Source organism: Novosphingobium sp. GW835-FHT14H07 (assembly GCF_058793515.1).
Genome location: NZ_JBXAFX010000006.1, coordinates 175,916 through 192,215 on the forward strand (window position 1 = coordinate 175,916; position 16,300 = coordinate 192,215).

Consider the following 16,300-nt stretch of genomic DNA (forward strand, 5'->3'; position numbering starts at 1 on the left):
CCCGCGCGATTTCGCTAGGGCGGCGCCATGCTTCGTATCAATGAACTGAAACTGCCCCTCGATCACGCTGCCGAAGATCTTCCGGCGGCGATCTGCGCACGTCTGGACATCGCGCCAGCAGACCTCACGCGATACCAGATCTTCCGTCGTGGCAACGATGCCCGCAAGAAGCACGCGATCCTGCTGACTTACGTGGTCGATTGCGTCGTGGCGAACGAGGCCGAAGTGCTCGCCCGCTTTGCGGACGACCAGAACGTGAAGCCCACGCCTGACACCTCCTACAAGCTCCCGGTCATGGCCCCCGAAGGCTGGGATGGTGAGCGCCCGGTTGTCATCGGGGCGGGCCCGTGCGGATTGCTGGCTGCGCTGATCCTCGCGCAGATGGGCCTGAAGCCGATCATCATCGAGCGCGGCAAGGCGGTGCGCGAACGCACGAAGGACACTTGGGGCTTGTGGCGGCGCTCGGTGCTGGAGCCGGAATCGAACGTGCAGTTCGGCGAAGGTGGCGCTGGTACGTTTTCCGACGGCAAACTCTACAGCCGCATCAAGGACCCGCGCCATCTCGGGCGCAAGGTGCTGGTGGAGTTCGTAAAGGCCGGCGCGCCTGACGATATCCTTACCGAAGCCCACCCGCACATCGGCACCTTCCGCCTCGTCACCATGGTAATGTCGATGCGCGAGACGATCGAAAGCCTTGGCGGTGAATACCGCTTCCAGACCCGCGTGGAAGACTTCGAGATCGAGACCGGCGCCGATGGGACACGCCGGATTGCGGGCCTTCACCTGTCGGACGGCTCGTTCCTGCCCGCGCGCCACGTCATCATGGCAGTCGGCCATTCCGCGCGCGACACCTTCCAGGTACTGTACGATCGTGGCGTCCACATCGAAGCCAAGCCGTTCGCCATCGGCGTGCGTATCGAGCACCCGCAAAGCTGGATCGACACTGCGCGCTATGGACCGAGTGCGGGCAACAAGATCCTCGGCCCTGCCGCCTATTCGATCTCGCACAAGTGCAAGAACGGGCGCACGGTCTACTCCTTCTGCATGTGCCCGGGCGGGCGCGTCGTTGCCGCGACCAGCGAAGAGGGCCGCGTCGTCACCAACGGCATGAGCCAGTATTCGCGCGCCGAGTTCAATGCGAATTCGGGCATTGTCGTCGATATCGATCCGAGCAAGGATTACCCCGGCGGACCGATGGCGGGCATGGCTTTCCAGCGTCACTGGGAAAGCCTCGCCTTCGAAGCGGGTGGGCGCAACTACATGGCGCCGGGCCAGAAGCTGGGCGACTTCCTTGCCGACCGTCCTTCCACGGAGTTCGGCAGCGTTATCCCGAGCTACAAGCCCGGCGTGCACCTGACCGAACTCAAAAAGTGCCTGCCCGACTACGTGATCGAATCCATTCGTGAGGCCCTGCCCGCGTTCGGTCGCATGGTCCCGGGCTATGACCACCCTGACGTGGTGATGACCGGTGTGGAAACGCGCACGTCTTCCCCGGTGCGCATAACGCGCGGCAAGGATTGCCAGAGCCTAAACACACGCGGCCTCTACCCTGCCGGCGAAGGCGCAGGCTATGCCGGCGGCATCCTTTCGGCCGCGGTCGACGGGATCAAGGTCGCCGAGGCCCTCGCCACCGAACTCCTCGCGTGAGCGCCGCCAACTACGACGCGATCATCCTCGGCGCGGGCGCGGCGGGGCTGATGGCTGCGCTGACCGCAGGCCAACGCGGGCGGCGCGTGCTGCTTGTCGATCATGCCGACGAGCCAGGCAAGAAGATCCTGATCTCGGGCGGCGGGCGGTGCAACTTCACCAACATCCACACTGCCGCCGACCGCTACATTTCCGAAAACCCGCACTTCGCGCGATCGGCCTTGGCTCGCTACACGCCTGCAGGCTTCATCGGGATGGTCAATCGCCACGGCATCGCATGGCATGAGAAGACGCTGGGCCAATTGTTCTGCGACGGCTCAGCGCGGCAGATCGTGGACATGCTGATGGCAGAGTGCCGCGATGGCGGGGTGACGTTCGCCTTTGGCCAGAGCGTGAGCACGGTCGATCATGCCGACGGCCTGTACCGCGTGACCATCGATGGCCGTGATCATCACGCCCCTGCCCTGATCTTGGCAACAGGGGGCCTGTCCATCCCCAAGATGGGGGCGACGGGTTTCGCTTTCGAGATCGCGCGCAAGTTCGGCTTGCAGGTGGTACAGACCCGCCCCGCCCTCGTGCCCTTCACCCTGGGTGAGGACGAGGCGCTGTTCCGTTCGCTTTCGGGGGTTTCGACCGATGTCGTCACGCACTGGGGCAAGACAGCGTTTCGCGAAGCGGCGTTGTTCACGCACAAGGGCCTGTCTGGCCCTGCCATGCTGCAGATTTCCTCATACTGGCAGCACCGCACGCCAATCGCTGTCAACTTCCTGCCCGAAGAGGGCGCCGACTGGCTGGTCGAGGAAAAGCGCAATCGCCCCCGCGCGGCATTCCGCTCGGCTCTTGCCCGCCGACTGCCGGAACGGCTTGCAGAAGCGCTTGGCAGCCGGCTTGGCCTGGAGGGCGAGCTTGCTGGCATGAAAGACGCTGACTTGCGCAAGGCCCAGCAGCAACTCGCGCGCTGGCCGTTCAATCCGAACGGCACCGAAGGCTATGCCAAGGCGGAAGTCACCGCCGGCGGCGTTTCCACCCGCGCGCTGAATCAGAAAACCATGGCTGCAGCAAAAGTGCCCGGCCTTTATGCCATTGGCGAGGCCGTGGATGTCACCGGGTGGCTGGGAGGATACAACTTCCAATGGGCATGGGCCAGCGGCCGCGCTGCAGGCGAAGCTGTGTGAACACCAGGCTTCAGCCCTCGATCAGGTCGAGATAAGCCACGACATCATTGTCGGTCGCGATGAACAGTCCTTCCTGAAGTTCAAGTGGCTGCTCCGCCGCGATCCGCAGGGCTTCGCTCAGCGGCCCATAGAACAGCGTGTCGGCCGAACCGCCCTCCGGCCCGTCTCCCAGATGGTAAAGGCGAACGCTTGCGTGATCGTGAGTGGTGCGCATCCGACTGCGATGCCATGGACGCAGCACATTGTCATCCATCAGCATGCCTAACCAGATGTTGCGCCTGCCGCATTCATGGAAATTTAATCGGCCAATTCGTTGATCGGAAAGCGTTGTCAGGACAATGTGAGTGTGAGGTCAGGGCGTGTGCCGTTACTTGAGCTCGAAGCAGCGGCACAGGCAGGGGAACACCATTTCTATGTTACGATTGAAGCGAGGCGTGTCATCGCCCGACGCCAGGCATAGTGCCCGCAATCGCTTCGCCATGCTGCGGGCGATGTGCGCATGAACGCGCTGCGCCTGAAGCTGTGGGTCTCGTTGGTGTTCATGCTGTTCATCGTGGCAGTGCCGGGCGTGATTGCCAACCATGCGGTGAAAGTCATCCGTGCGCAGCAGGCAAGGTCCGAAGCCTCGTCGCAATCACTCAGCGCGTTCCAGCGGCTCGCGGTTCTAGGATACACTCTGCAGCAGGAGCGCTACACCGATCCAAGCGCGTTCGTCCAGGATCGCGAACTCTACATCGATGGCGTCCGCTCCCACGTCACCAATGCGGAGCGTTACATCAACGCCGAAATCAAGATGATCAGCGAGACACCGCTCAAGCGCAAGCAGCGCGCCTCGGAGATAGAAGAGGAAGTCAAGCAACGGGAAACCCTGAAGAAGATCGGTGCCAGCCTCGAGCGATCGTTGAAGGGCGATAAGCCGGACACGGTCTGGGAAGACCTCGTGTTCGAAGCGATCAAGATCGAGGAGCGCGAGGCGAAGGAGTACCACCGCAGCTCGATCGAGACGTTTCAGGGCGTCATCGACACGATGACGCTGACGGTGACGGTCGTGACCATTTGCGGTCTGCTCGCCGTCTTCTGGGGACAGCGCCAGCTGATCCGCCCGCTCGGAAACCTGCTGCAAGGCACGCGCGCCATGGCCGAAGGCGATTACACACAGCGCGTGCCGATTGTCGGCACGACGGAATTCCGTGCAATCGCCGAAAGCTTCAACATCATGGCCTCTCGCGTGGGCGAAAGTGCCGATACGCTGCGCAGGTCCAACGAAGAGCTCGAGCGTGCCGTTGCCCGGCGCACCAGTGAACTTGCCGCAACCAACCGTTCGCTGGAGCGATCGAACCGCCTGCGTCAGCAGTTTCTCGCCGATGCCAGCCATGAACTGCGTACGCCCCTATCCATCATGCGCAGCGAGGCGGAGATCACGCTACGCGATGCCTCGGCGCAATCGGTTGACCTGCGCGGCGCGCTGGATCGGGTGGTCCGCCTGTCAGAGCTCATGGCCGAAATGATCGAAGACATGTTGAACCTGGCGCGTGCAGAAGAGCCGATGCTGCATACCACCATCGAACCGGTCGACGCAGTGGCGGCAGTGACCGACAGCATCGCCGACTTCCACCGCGTCATTGAAGCCGACGGCGGGAAGATCGTGCTTCACGAGGGCCCCCCCAGCATCATCGTTGAAGGCGACGAAGCCCGCCTCAAGCAGGTCATCCGAATCGTCGTTGACAACGCCGTGTGCTATTCCACGCACGCTCCCAATGTCGAAGCATCGGTCAGCGTGGAAGAGGATCATGCCGTCATAACCATCACCGACCACGGCGATGGCATACCGGCCGAAGACCTGCCCTATCTTTTCCAGCGGTTCCGCAGGGGCAGCAAGCGCAGCGGCAGCGGGCAGGGTCTTGGCCTGTCGATCGCCCGTTCGATCACCGAAGCCATGGGCGGAACAATCAGCCTGACCAGCCGGGTCAATGTCGGCACGGTCGTCACCATACGCCTCCCTCTAATGTCGCCCGCATCGGCGATAGATGGTGCAAGCACATGAAACTGCTTCTCATTGAAGACGAAGTCGAACTCGCCGCAACCCTGCATCGCGGCCTCGCGCAGGAGGGCCACAAGGTCACGCTGGCAACCGACGGTGCAACTGGTCTTGAGTTGGCGACAAACCTTGCGTTTGACTTCATTCTTCTCGACGTAAATCTGCCGGACATGAGCGGATTTGATATCTGCTCGGCCCTCCGCGAAGCTGCCGTGACGACACCGATCATCATGGTCACCGCTCGCGACGACGTGGCGGACCGGATTCGCGGTCTCAAGGGGGGTGCGGATGACTACTTGCCAAAGCCCTTCGCATTCGAGGAATTGCTGGCCCGGATGGACGCGGTCAAGCGCCGGATGGAGCGGCCGCAATTCAGCCCCATCCAGCCGGACGGAAGCCTTACCGTGGGCGATCTCCACTTTGATCCCCGGACCATGACCCTCACTCGCGCCGGTTCGCCGGTCCAGTTGACCGTCAAGGAAATGGGCGTGCTGCGGCTGCTGATGGAATCCCCCGGCACGGTGATTTCACGAACCGAAATCCTGCGTGCGGTGTGGGGAATCGAGGACGATCCGCTGACCAATATCGTCGAAGTCTACCTCAGCCGCCTGCGCCGCAAGCTTCACGCGCTGGGCCCGCCCATCGTCGAAAACGTCCGCGGATTCGGCTACCGACTGACGGCCTGAAGGCGCACTGTCTGAAGTGACGATTGCTACACGGGCGCGTCACAGCGAGGCGCGCTCTCCCCGTCACCGTAGACTGCAGGCCGCCGTCACCCAACGAAAATTGGATACCCCCAAAGCCATACCCCCGCTCTTACCCCCATTTTTTTACCCCGTTTTTCAGGTTCAGGTCCTGCAAGGCACCAGCAGAGCGTGTGCTGGTTGTCCAACCTCGGTCGACTTTCTACACTTTGAACTGGCTTATCTGTGAGGATATCCACATCCGCGCATCAGCCCGCAGCATGAACACGAAATCGTTGATTCTCCCACCTCTTGTTCAAGCCAGCGTTCTAGCGTCAGTCGCGTTTCAGTCCTGACTTAAAACTGGACAGGTCGGTCCCTCTTTTGCTGGATCACGGTTGCGCGATTTCTGATGTGTCTGCCGCTCACAAGGTCCTCTAATGCGGAATTTCATCAAATCGCAGCCTCTCAGCTGGCTATCGATGGCGTGGTCGTACAACGCGCGCTCACGACTGCGTATGCGTGCGTCGTGATAAAGCGAATTGCCCTGATGTCTCGCCTGCGCGAAGTGCATTTCGGGCCAACATTCTGCCCTGCATTCGATGGCGGCCGATCGTGCATGGCAGCATCAAGATCTGAATGTCCCACGACGATTCTCCTTCGGCAAAAAACGGCCACAGGAAGACTGCGAGATCCCATTCGACAAATTCAGGCCCTGGCGGAGATCTGGCCAAGCCGCAGCAGCGACCGATTTTCATGCGCTCATCAGGAATGCGGCCCCCGGCACAATGACATCGCAGAGGACATTGCCTACAGAAGCGTCGATCGAGGAAACTGTGCCATCTTTTTCGTGAGCTGCCACAAGGTGCTTGTTCACTCTCGCGAGATGGCGTGGCGATTGGCCACCACTGGGAAAGCAAGCAACTTGGTGCAGCGCGCCTTGCATCACTCGGAAAGCCACCAATGTGTCGGCTCCGCGGTTGCTTGTCCAAATCAGCTCGTCCTCAACCAACAGATGCCCACCGAGATTGCCAGGCTTGTTCGACGGGTCAGTTCGCAGGGAGTCCATTGGTATGAAAGTGCCGTCCGTTTTTGCGAGTGCCACCAGACCGCTTGACAATTCGCCGTTGACCATGACCTCGTCTGCCAATGCCACAAGGTGTCGGGGCCCGAATCCTGGCGGTGCGCAAAACATCACGCGCTTGTCTTGCAGTTCGCCTCCACTATCCACCGAGGCTGCAAATACCCGGTCGAGGCCGAGATCAGTGAAATATAGCGTACCTCCTTTATCGGCAAAGCGTGCGCAATGTACATGCGGACCAGCTTGCCGATCGGGATCAGGTCCTTTGCCGCTGTTTTGCAGGAACCCGCTACGGTGCAACGGCGCTCCCGTCGCAGCATCGAGCACGATGGTGGCCACGGAACCGCTTTCGTAGTTTGCCACGGCAAGAAGTGAGTGGTCCGGAGAGATATCGAGAAAGCACGGCGCGGCACCGCCCGTCGAGACGCTCCCCAAGGGCACCCACCGATCGTTTTCCAGACGCCAACCGGAGACTTGCCCGGCCTCTTGTTCGCAGACGAACCAAGCAGTTTGCAGGTCAGCACACCATAAGCCGTAACTTGCATCGACGATGCGCGACTCTGCCCCTTCGATTTCGATCCTTCCGGCTTCGTCGATCGTCGCCGAGATCAGACCTTCTCCACCGTTGGCACTGTAGGTGCCGATCCAGAACCGGTGCTTCATCAAAATACCCCCGGCAGCCTTATGACTTAAACATCTGGACCTACATGCGTTTCCTGAACAAGCAGCGCTCGCTCGTGCCGAAAGCGCGCTTCGGCGCATGGCGGGAAACTGCAAGCCCGCCCCGGCTTTCCTTCGTCAGCACCCGCGAAGGAAATGCAATGCTCGCTCCACAACCACTGATCAGTGAGGATGAGCGCGAGCGCGGCTTGCAGACGATCGTCTATGAGGCGGCATTTTCCAACACGACTGCTGCTCTGACGACTGGCGTCATTCTCACCACGTTTGCCCTGCATCTTGGTGCCGACAATTTCCTGATCGGCCTGCTGGCGTCGCTACCGTTTCTGACGCAGCTTGCCCAGCTACCTGCGATTGCGCTGGTGGAACGTCTGCGCGCGCGGAAGGCCATTGCAGTGTGGTCAAGCGTGTTCGGGCGAATGATGCTTGGGACCATGGCGCTGTTGCCCTTTGCCGGAGGCCCGGCTCCATTGCTGCTGGTGGCGATGACCCTTGTGCTCTGCCTGCTAGCGGCGGTCGGAGGATGCGCCTGGAATTCATGGATGCGCGATTTCGTGCCAGACGAGCGCATGGGACGCATCTTTGCGCGGCGGACGACTTGGGCGACGATCACCACTGTGGTCGCCGGAATTGGCGCCGCGCTTTGCCTTGAGTACACGCAGGAGGGATCACACCAGCGCGACCTTGCCTTCAGCGCGCTGTATCTGGCCGGGTGCGTGGCCGGGATTGCAAGTGCCGCCATTGTCGCCCGGATTCCCGAACCGACCATGGCCCACGCCGGACCACGTACAACTCGGCTGTGGGAACTGATGCGCGAGCCGGCTTCGGATCCGAATTTCAGGAAGCTGCTCGGATTTCTGGCCAGTTGGCAATTTGCCGTCAATCTGGCGACGCCCTTCTTCACGGTCTATCTCGTTCGCCAACTGGGTTACAGCATGCCCGTCGTCATGGCGCTAGCCATCGCCAGCCAGTTGGCAAACGCGTTCGCCTTGCGGAGTTGGGGTGTCCTGTCGGACCGTTTCAGCAACAAGTCAGTACTGCTCGTCGCTGCTCCAGCCTACATTGCCTGCATCGCCGCAATGGCGGTGGCCTCGCAGATCGACCATGACGGCGCGCAGCTCGTATTCCTGATCGGACTTCACCTGTTGATGGGCAGTTCCGTTGCCGGTGTCACACTCGCCACCACGAATATCGGCCTGAAACTGTCCCCCCGCGGAATGGCATCATCCTATATCGCTTCGACGGCGGTGATTACGGCGCTGGCCGCAGGTGCAGCGCCGGTCATTGGCGGTCTGTTCGCAGACTTCTTCGCCAATCGCCGTTTCGAGCTGGTGATACGCTGGACCAACCCGGAAGGCGTCTTCGCTTTCCTGCCCTTGAAGTTGGGCAACTGGGACTTCTATTTCCTGATTTCGGGCGTGCTGGGGCTATATGCCTTGCACCGGCTCGGCCCGATCAGCGAAGCTGGCGAGATTGCGCAGCGCGACATGGTGCGCCACGTTCTGGTCCAGGCCCGCTCGTCGATCCACGCGTTCTCGACCGTCACGGGCTTTCGGGCCCTTACCGAAATGCCGGGGAGCATCGTCAGGGAGTTCAGGGTAAGGCGCAGATTTGCGCGGCGCCATGCCCTCCGCATGTTTGGCGAATGAGTATCCCTACGCTGTTTTCTGCCTGATCGGTTCCATGCGCAGCAGAGAAACGTCGCAGTGTGGCGAGCGCGTCAGCGCAAAGATGATGCCTTCGGCGATTTCCTCTGCGAAGAGCATCTCACCCTGCGCGATCGCCTCACGTTGTTCGTCGAGGGAACACTCCTGCATGTCTGTGCCGACAGAGCCCGGTTCGATGACTGTCACGCGAATGCTTTTCTCGCCAATCTCCTTGCGCAAGGTCATCGCAAAGGCATTGATGCCGGCTTTGGTGGCGGCATAGACACTTTCGCCTCTCGCCTTGATATCCGGGCTGATCGAGCTGATCAGTACCAGATGGCCCTCCTGCCGGGGAAGCATGCGGTCGAGCGCGCCCCGTGCAAAGGCCAGAGTGCCGACGAGGTTGGTCTCCACGACATAGCGCCAGTCGTCATTCTCCATCTCGTGCAGGGGCTTCGCGCCGAGCGCGGCACAGCATATCAGCGCATCGATCTCTCCGAGGCGCGCATCGGCTGCTGCGAACACCTTTTCGACATCGGCATGACAGGCGACGTCGGCATTCATGCCGGCGCCCGCATCCAAGTTCGCCAGCCGCAAGGTCTCCGCAAGCGGTTCGGCTTCGCGCTCGACGGTGAAGAGTCTTGCACTCTGGCGGGCGAGTGCAAGAAAGGTGGCCCGACCGATTCCGGTCGTTCCGCCGGTGATGAGAATGCGGCGTCCTGCCAGCGATCGCGTGAGCTCTCTGTCCATCCGGATCGAATGGCTTCGCGCGCCACTCGTTTCCGCGCCTTAACGCAGGATCGGCTTTGCGCTCGGTTCGTCGTTTTTCAAAATCGTTCCAGTAACTTGACCTGCCCAAAAGGGAAACCTTGCCGCGCCCGCAACGTTCACCCTGCAAAACCATCAAGGGACGAGCAGCATGGCAAGAGATGACGGCACCTCCCTTTTGACGCCGGAATTGATCGTGGCCGAAAAGGTCATCGCGCAGGATGGCGCACGATCGCTGGCCAGGGCCGAGCACGGTGGACTTTCTATAGAGGTCAAGTTCACGTCCGACGCGCTTTGGGTGATCTTTTGCCGTGACGGGAGTGGCGGCTTGGCCCTGCGCTTTCCGGTATTCGGGAGCGACGCCGTGGCGCGCGTTCGTCCGGCCGATGGGGCGATAGCCTCGGTGGAATGGCATGGTCCTGCCGGGCATGCCACGTTGCGTGTGACAGCCGATGCCTTTGGGCTCGAACAATTCCGCGCACAGTACTGCTTCACGCCGACCGCCTCGTTGCGGATCAGCAAGTTGCCTCGAGACATCGTGGCATTTGGCGCCGATGGTCGGCCCGATCCTTCCGGCGTGACCGTCGAGGCGCAACAGCGCAAGCTCAACACGGCCCTGCTGTATTTCACGCTTGGCGAGGAGCAGTTCGGCAAGGTCCTTTACCTTCAGAACCTCACCGCGCTGAACCCCTACTTCAACGCGACCGGATCGAAGCCCGAAAATGCGGTCCAGGCTGAAATGCCGGAGATGGGTTATTCTCCGCCGCTCAATGCAGACACCGGCCATGCCGACCTGCCGGCGGGCAAGCCCATCATGCTTTACGACACGATCCTTGCCATCCGCGCCTATCCGCAATCGGAGGAAGCGGATTCCGCCTGGCAGTTCCTCGACATGATCGGCGGCATCTACCCGTTGCTGTCCCCGCCCAAGGCCGATTTCCGTCATTGGCCGTCACGCGCAGAGGCGACCGTACAGGACCTGATGCACGCACCCGAAGCGCGTATCGAACATTTTGGCCATGTCTATTTCCACCCATATACCGCCAGTGAATATCCCGACGTAATGGTCCAGCTGGCGATTGCATCTGCTCTTGACGACTGGTGCCGGTGGAAGGGCGTGAGCCACCCGCTGGTGCGCGAGATCATGGCGGGGATCGAGGGGTTCCACGACAAGGACCTGAAGACCTTGCGCCGCTACCTGCCAAATGTCGGCAAGGACAAGAACGCGAACGCCGTTGACAGCTGGTACCTCTACCACCCCATGCTCAATCTCGCCAACCTGGCCATCGCCGGCAACGAGCAGGCGCGCGAGCTTTTCCTCGATACCATCGACTACGGCATCAAGGCGGCGCGCCACTTCAGGTACAAGTGGCCGATCCTCTATGACATGCGCGACTTTTCGGTGATCCAGGACGTCGCCGAAGCCGACCAGCGCGGGCAGACCGATGTCGGCGGCATCTACGCCTGGGTCATGCTGCAGGCCTTCGAGCTGACGCTCGATCGTCGCTTCGTCGACGAGGCCATAGCCGCGATCGAGGCGGCCAGGGGCATGCGCTTCGACTTGAACTATCAGGCCAACCTCACCGCCTGGGGTGCGGCGGCCTGCGTGCGGCTGTGGCGCATCACCGACCGCAAGGACTTCCTCAAGCAGAGCTATGTCTATCTCGCCAGCTTCTTCCACAATGCGCAGATCTGGAACAGCGACATCGGCATGGCCCGGCACTGGCGAAACTTTCTCGGTGTCACGTGCCTGCAGGACGCGCCCTACATGGCCGCCTACGAGTGCTTCGACAGCTATTCGGCGTTCGAACGCTATCTCGATTATGGCGGGCCCGACCTGATACCGTCCGTGCGCCTGCTGCTTTCGGAATACTGCCGCCACGCGCTCGATCGGGCATGGTTCTACTACCCCGATGCACTGCCGGAAGAGAGTGTCGCCAAGGACGACATCCGCAACGGCTATATCCTGCGGCGCCTCAATTTTCCCTTGGAAGACCTTTATCCAGACAGCCAGCCTGCGGGTCAGGTTGGCCAGGAGATTTACGGCAGCGGCGCGGCGCTGATCTACACCACCCGCAGCTTCAGGCGGATCGAGGGCGTTCCTTTCCTGATCTGGTGCGACGTCTTTGTCCGCGCCGTCCACAAGATCGACGCGACCACCATCAGCATGCGCATCGATGGCCCGGCCGGGACCGAAGCGCGGCTCGCGCTGGTGATGGAAGATGGCAGCACGACTGACGGCATCGAACCGCGCCTGACCACATCCGACGGCCGAGCCCTGCCCTTCGAACTGCAAGACGGTCGCCTCGAAGCGCGCCTTCCCGCTGACGCTTCGCTCCTCTTCGCCTGGAAAGAGACCAAGAAATGATGAAGGCTGCGCTCAAGACCGACGAAGGCATTTTTACCATAGAGGAGGCGGAGCTTCCCGCGCTGCCGGGGCCGGACTGGGTCATGGTCCGCGTCCGCGTGGCCGGAATCTGCGGCACGGACCTGCGCCATTGGCAGAAGCACGAGCATGATCTGGCCGGCCACATCATGGGTCATGAACTTGCGGGCGACGTGGTCGAGATCGGCGGGGAAGTGACCAACGTTGCCGCCGGAGACCGCGTCGTCGTCGAGACGGTGCTTGGCTGTGGCCACTGCGAATGGTGCCGCGCCCGCCAGTACAATATCTGCCCGGACCTCTACGCCACCCGCAGCAAATACGTCTCGCGCGCCTATGGCCAGTTTCTCGTTGCCCCGGCGAGCCATGTCTATCGCCTGCCGGACCACGTGAGTTACGAACAGGCCTCACTCATCGATACCTTCTCCGTCTGCCTGCATGCACAGCATCTTTCCGGGCTGACGATAAATGACCGCGTGGCGATCGTCGGCGCGGGACCGATCGGTCTCGGCCAGCTCATGCTGGCCAAGGCATCCGGCGCCGACGTGCTGATCATCGACACGGTCTACCACTCGCTGGAGCTTGCCCGCGAACTGGGAGCCGACGTCATCGTCAATTCCACGCGCGACGATCCGGTGGCAGCGATGAAGGCCATGACCCATGGCCGGGGCGCGGACATCGTGTTCGAATGTGCCGGAGGTGAATCCATGCCGCAGACCCTTCCTCTGGCCACGGAACTGGCGCGACGCGGAGGCAAGGTCGTCATCATCGGCGGCTTCGATCCGGGTGTGCAGGAAATGCCGCTCGAATGGCAGCGCATCCAGATGAGCGAGATCCAGCTTATCCCCAGCGCCAGCTTTGCCTGGTGGCACCTCGACAAGGAACAGGGGCAGGTGCTCGAACTGCTCGGCAAGGGCAAGCTCGACGCTTCGCGCCTAATTACCCACCGCTACCCGCTCGATCGCATCAACGAAGCCTTCCACTGCGCCAACGACAAGGCGCGGACCGGCGCGGTGTTCATAGCGGTGGAGATGTAGCTGCTCAGCCCAGGGCAATGTCGAGGAAGCACATTACCACAAGACCGCAGGCAAAGGCTGAAACCGGTCGGCGGAACCAATCGATGTGCAGTCTCGCCGACGCAGCGTTCCGCGCAATGTCTGGCATGATCTGCCCGCAGACAATCAGGAGCATGGCGCCGGCAGCAAGCGCAAGGCCCCAAGGCAGCAGGTCCTGCGCAACCGTGACCAAAACAGCCGCAGCCGTCCCGGCGATTGGTTCCACCGCACCGGAGAGAGCGCCCCCTACAAAGGCATGCCCGCGCGACATGCCAGCCGCGACAAGCGCGCAAGCCACCGCAAGTCCCTCGGGAAGGTTCTGCGTGCCGATAGCAACTGCGGTCGACAGGCCGCGAACAGTGTCTCCTTCTGAATATGCCATGCCGACGGCCGCGCCTTCCGGGATATTGTGAAGCGTGATGGCCAGGACGAGCAGCCAGACGGACTTTGGCCCCGCCAGACCGGCGGTTGCTCGATCGCTACTGCGCGCATCTTCGCAATTGAAGACCGCTTCGGGTACCGGCAGAACCGCCCCGAGCAGCGCCATGAAAAGTGCTCCACCAAGCGTGGCCGACAGGACGAGAAGCAGGGCAGACGTCGGCGAAAAGCCCTGCTCCTGCGCCGCCGCGATACCGGGCAGGATCAGCGAGAACACGGACGCCGCCAGCATGATGCCCCCCGCAAAGGGGAGGAGCGCCAACTGGCCACGATCCGACAAGCGTCGCATTCCCAGAACCGGCAATGCCCCGACAGCCGTGGCCAGGCCTGTGCCAAGGCTGGCCATCATTCCGGAAACAATGGCGGGCTCAGGCATCACGTACGAGGCCTAATGACTGGCCGTCTTACCCGAACTTCGCAGCGCCAGATATCGCTGCACAACCAGAGGCAACGTCTCATCAAGGAAGGTGACCATGGCCTGCTCCTCACGAAGGGTTTTCTCAAGCAGTGGCAGGGCTGTGGTAAAACCGCCCTGCTCGGCCATGACGATAAGCGCCTTGTAGCTCGCAACCTCGAAAGCCTCGAAAGCGGCATTGGCAAAGCAGTTCTTGAGAATTTCATCGGGCGCCAGCGCATGCATCATCGCAGCGACATTGCCGCCCAGCTTCATGGTTACGTCCTTGAAGGCGCTCGCACTTTCCCCGAGTCCATCGAGGATCGTCTCCAGCCTCTCGATCTGACGCTCGGTCTCGCCACGATGGCTCCGCAGCCGCACTTCCACATCGGCATAATGGGCCAGCCGCTCGATCTGTCGATCGAGCAAGCTCAAGGCTTCTTCCTCCAGAGCGTGGGCATTGCGCAGCCCGAGGACGAACGTGTGGCGGATGGCTTCTTGCTGTCCGGTCACGTCAGTTTCCGATCCTCGGAGCGGCAACGGGAAGTTCGGCGGCCATGGACCGGGCTTCGGCCATGTCTGAAGCTCCACCAAGATCAGCATCCTGCACGCGCCCTGCACCGGGGCCCGCGCCAAGTTCGGTACCGGTTGCAGGGTCGGCGTTCGGATCGGACTGCAGGCGCTGCTGCATCTGCGCGGCGATCTGCTTGTCTGTCTCGCTCAGGCCGACGGTCGCCTGCCCATGCGAACCGTCAAGCGGCAGAGAGGGGGCAACATCGTCCAGTCGATCCCATTGCGGCCCGCTGTTCCACGGCCCACTGGCATCGCCTTCGCCCTGCGAGGTATTGACATAGAGGCTGGCGTATTCGGCCAAGCCCGGCAGCTTGCCCGGCGGGAAGTTGTCGCGGATGGAGTAGAGCGCTTTCTCGAAGCTTTTCTGGTGGGCAATCTCGCGCGTCATCAGGAAGCCAAGCGCATCCTTGATGCCTGGATCGTCGGTAATGTTGATCAACCGCTCATAGATGATCTTTGCGCGGCTTTCGGCAGCGATGTTCGAGCGCAAGTCGCAGGTCGGATCACCGCGGCTGTCTATGTAGGCCGCTGTCCAGGGCACGCCCGAACTGTTGGTCAGCGATGGCCCGCCGCCGTAAAGCAGCGACTGCGTGTGGCTGTCGCCACCAGCGTTGATCGCCATGTACATGTCGGCCTCTTCCAGAGCGGCTTCGCTGAGCTGGCCTTTGACGCCCTTGTTGAGCATGGCCACGATCGAGCCGATCACTTCGAGATGGCTCAATTCCTCGGTTGCAATGTCGAGCAGCATGTCCTTCCGGCCGGGGTCGTCCTCGGCCAACCCTTGCGTGAAGTAACGCATCGCTGCCGCCAGTTCGCCATCAGGTCCGCCGAACTGCTCGAGAAGAAGCGACGCGAGCGCCGGATTGGGCTCGGCCACGCGGACGGTATATTGCAGGCGCTTGTTGTGCATGAACATGGTTGGCTCCCCGCTGCGGAATGCAGCCAGTGTCACACGCCAAGCATCGCGGCGGCTCGCCGTTCCGAGGCCCTCCCATGAGATAAATCTGCCGCAACGAAATCCTTCAGAACGGTTAGACGGCACGGTAAGCCGCTGGATGGGATCGTCGGAGCCTGGGGAACATAAGTTTCACCTACAAACATGACACAAGCACCGGGAACGAAGCGTCGCGCCAGATGCTCACAGACCTTCGTTTCACGACCAAGGTGGCAGATCTGCTCCTCGTGATCTGCGGTCGACCTCGCGCTCTTTGAAACAAACGGAATGCGCTGCAGACGAGCGCCAACGCCCACTCACTAAGACAGAATGGATCCAGGACAGCGAAGCGGTGCAGAGTGGTCATAGTCGGAGAAGGCTTTGGTCTGTCCCTCGGCTTGCAAGCGCAACCGCGCCGGAAGGGCACGTCCGCTGCGACGGTAGGGTCTTGGTTATCCTTGACCGACCAGATCCAACGTCCTCTGGTCTCTTGCACCCTTGAACCAGCGTTCAAGCGCAGACGAGAAGAGACTCTCTTCCGGAGCGGCAAGAGCAAAGAGCGTTAAGGACGAGCGCAGCTGCATCGCGTCAACGCTGCAGAAAACGCCAACCGCGTCTGGGGTCTGCAGGTCCTGAAGTGCAGAAACGCATTCGCGAATGCGCGGACCTAGCACAGCATGGGCGAGATAGGCGCGTGCTTCGCTCAGCGATCCAATTGCATAGCGCTGTGCCTGTCGCGCGACGATCAGGGTGAGAAAGCGCGACAATCAAGATGAGAATACGGTGTGTCGGGATCGGCGGAGGGCG

Annotated in this window: 14 protein-coding genes; 7 read left to right on the forward strand and 7 right to left on the reverse strand. The window is 61.6% G+C overall.

Annotation, left to right across the window (positions count from 1 at the left end):
* Positions 1-27 precede the first annotated feature (27 nt).
* On the forward strand, positions 28-1,647 hold the full coding sequence (locus AC1Q5P_RS08145; protein WP_492518676.1) for an NAD(P)/FAD-dependent oxidoreductase: 1,620 nt from the start codon (positions 28-30) through the stop codon (positions 1,645-1,647).
* A complete protein-coding gene (locus AC1Q5P_RS08150; protein WP_492518677.1) occupies positions 1,644-2,822 on the forward strand; it encodes a BaiN/RdsA family NAD(P)/FAD-dependent oxidoreductase in 1,179 nt (392 codons plus the stop codon). Before AC1Q5P_RS08145 ends, AC1Q5P_RS08150 begins: the two co-directional genes overlap by 4 nt.
* A gap of 10 nt (positions 2,823-2,832) precedes the next feature.
* On the opposite strand, the gene AC1Q5P_RS08155 is transcribed toward AC1Q5P_RS08150, so the two are convergent.
* Positions 2,833-3,036 carry a hypothetical protein gene (locus AC1Q5P_RS08155; protein ID WP_062345115.1) on the reverse strand — a complete coding sequence of 68 codons (204 nt, stop codon included), beginning with the start codon at positions 3,034-3,036 and terminating at the stop codon, positions 2,833-2,835.
* A gap of 285 nt (positions 3,037-3,321) precedes the next feature.
* Here AC1Q5P_RS08155 and AC1Q5P_RS08160 point away from each other — a divergent pair, with 285 nt between their 5' ends.
* A complete protein-coding gene (locus AC1Q5P_RS08160) occupies positions 3,322-4,866 on the forward strand; it encodes a sensor histidine kinase (RefSeq protein ID WP_492518678.1) in 1,545 nt (514 codons plus the stop codon).
* Positions 4,863-5,546, forward strand: a complete 684-nt coding sequence (locus AC1Q5P_RS08165; protein WP_039333793.1) for a response regulator transcription factor — start codon at positions 4,863-4,865, stop codon at positions 5,544-5,546. Before AC1Q5P_RS08160 ends, AC1Q5P_RS08165 begins: the two co-directional genes overlap by 4 nt.
* Before the next feature lie 751 nt (positions 5,547-6,297).
* Here the strand turns inward: AC1Q5P_RS08165 and AC1Q5P_RS08170 are convergent.
* Positions 6,298-7,287 carry a lactonase family protein gene (locus AC1Q5P_RS08170; protein ID WP_039333792.1) on the reverse strand — a complete coding sequence of 330 codons (990 nt, stop codon included), beginning with the start codon at positions 7,285-7,287 and terminating at the stop codon, positions 6,298-6,300.
* 158 nt (positions 7,288-7,445) lie between these two features.
* Between AC1Q5P_RS08170 and AC1Q5P_RS08175 the strand changes: the two genes are divergently transcribed.
* Positions 7,446-8,951, forward strand: a complete 1,506-nt coding sequence (locus tag AC1Q5P_RS08175; protein WP_492518679.1) for an MFS transporter — start codon at positions 7,446-7,448, stop codon at positions 8,949-8,951.
* Positions 8,952-8,957: 6 nt separating this feature from the next.
* On the opposite strand, the gene AC1Q5P_RS08180 is transcribed toward AC1Q5P_RS08175, so the two are convergent.
* Positions 8,958-9,698: an SDR family oxidoreductase gene (locus AC1Q5P_RS08180; RefSeq protein WP_492518680.1), complete on the reverse strand. Its 741-nt coding sequence runs from the start codon at positions 9,696-9,698 to the stop codon at positions 8,958-8,960.
* 169 nt (positions 9,699-9,867) lie between these two features.
* Between AC1Q5P_RS08180 and AC1Q5P_RS08185 the strand changes: the two genes are divergently transcribed.
* Positions 9,868-12,084, forward strand: a complete 2,217-nt coding sequence (locus AC1Q5P_RS08185) for a hypothetical protein (RefSeq protein WP_492518681.1) — start codon at positions 9,868-9,870, stop codon at positions 12,082-12,084.
* A complete protein-coding gene (locus AC1Q5P_RS08190) occupies positions 12,081-13,136 on the forward strand; it encodes a zinc-dependent alcohol dehydrogenase (RefSeq protein ID WP_492518682.1) in 1,056 nt (351 codons plus the stop codon). Before AC1Q5P_RS08185 ends, AC1Q5P_RS08190 begins: the two co-directional genes overlap by 4 nt.
* A 4-nt stretch (positions 13,137-13,140) precedes the next feature.
* Here AC1Q5P_RS08190 and AC1Q5P_RS08195 read toward each other — a convergent pair whose 3' ends face one another.
* The 4 genes from AC1Q5P_RS08195 to AC1Q5P_RS08210 form a co-directional block, all read right to left on the reverse strand.
* On the reverse strand, positions 13,141-13,968 hold the full coding sequence (locus AC1Q5P_RS08195) for a ZIP family metal transporter (RefSeq protein WP_492518683.1): 828 nt from the start codon (positions 13,966-13,968) through the stop codon (positions 13,141-13,143).
* A 12-nt stretch (positions 13,969-13,980) separates the two neighbouring features.
* A complete protein-coding gene (locus AC1Q5P_RS08200) occupies positions 13,981-14,499 on the reverse strand; it encodes a ferritin-like domain-containing protein (RefSeq protein WP_492518684.1) in 519 nt (172 codons plus the stop codon).
* Between the two features lies 1 nt (position 14,500).
* Positions 14,501-15,475: a manganese catalase family protein gene (locus AC1Q5P_RS08205; protein WP_039334949.1), complete on the reverse strand. Its 975-nt coding sequence runs from the start codon at positions 15,473-15,475 to the stop codon at positions 14,501-14,503.
* A gap of 470 nt (positions 15,476-15,945) precedes the next feature.
* A complete protein-coding gene (locus AC1Q5P_RS08210) occupies positions 15,946-16,260 on the reverse strand; it encodes a DUF1810 family protein (protein WP_492518685.1) in 315 nt (104 codons plus the stop codon).
* Between the last annotated feature and the right edge of the window lie 40 nt (positions 16,261-16,300).

Coding starts and splice junctions, on each gene's coding strand:
- AC1Q5P_RS08145 (WP_492518676.1), top strand. CDS start 28: ATGCTTCGTATCAATGAACTGAAACTGCCCCTCGATCACGCTGCCGAA.
- AC1Q5P_RS08155 (WP_062345115.1), bottom strand. CDS start 3,036: ATGCGCACCACTCACGATCACGCAAGCGTTCGCCTTTACCATCTGGGA.
- AC1Q5P_RS08160 (WP_492518678.1), top strand. CDS start 3,322: ATGAACGCGCTGCGCCTGAAGCTGTGGGTCTCGTTGGTGTTCATGCTG.
- AC1Q5P_RS08165 (WP_039333793.1), top strand. CDS start 4,863: ATGAAACTGCTTCTCATTGAAGACGAAGTCGAACTCGCCGCAACCCTG.
- AC1Q5P_RS08170 (WP_039333792.1), bottom strand. CDS start 7,287: ATGAAGCACCGGTTCTGGATCGGCACCTACAGTGCCAACGGTGGAGAA.
- AC1Q5P_RS08175 (WP_492518679.1), top strand. CDS start 7,446: ATGCTCGCTCCACAACCACTGATCAGTGAGGATGAGCGCGAGCGCGGC.
- AC1Q5P_RS08180 (WP_492518680.1), bottom strand. CDS start 9,698: ATGGACAGAGAGCTCACGCGATCGCTGGCAGGACGCCGCATTCTCATC.
- AC1Q5P_RS08185 (WP_492518681.1), top strand. CDS start 9,868: ATGGCAAGAGATGACGGCACCTCCCTTTTGACGCCGGAATTGATCGTG.
- AC1Q5P_RS08190 (WP_492518682.1), top strand. CDS start 12,081: ATGATGAAGGCTGCGCTCAAGACCGACGAAGGCATTTTTACCATAGAG.
- AC1Q5P_RS08195 (WP_492518683.1), bottom strand. CDS start 13,968: ATGCCTGAGCCCGCCATTGTTTCCGGAATGATGGCCAGCCTTGGCACA.
- AC1Q5P_RS08205 (WP_039334949.1), bottom strand. CDS start 15,475: ATGTTCATGCACAACAAGCGCCTGCAATATACCGTCCGCGTGGCCGAG.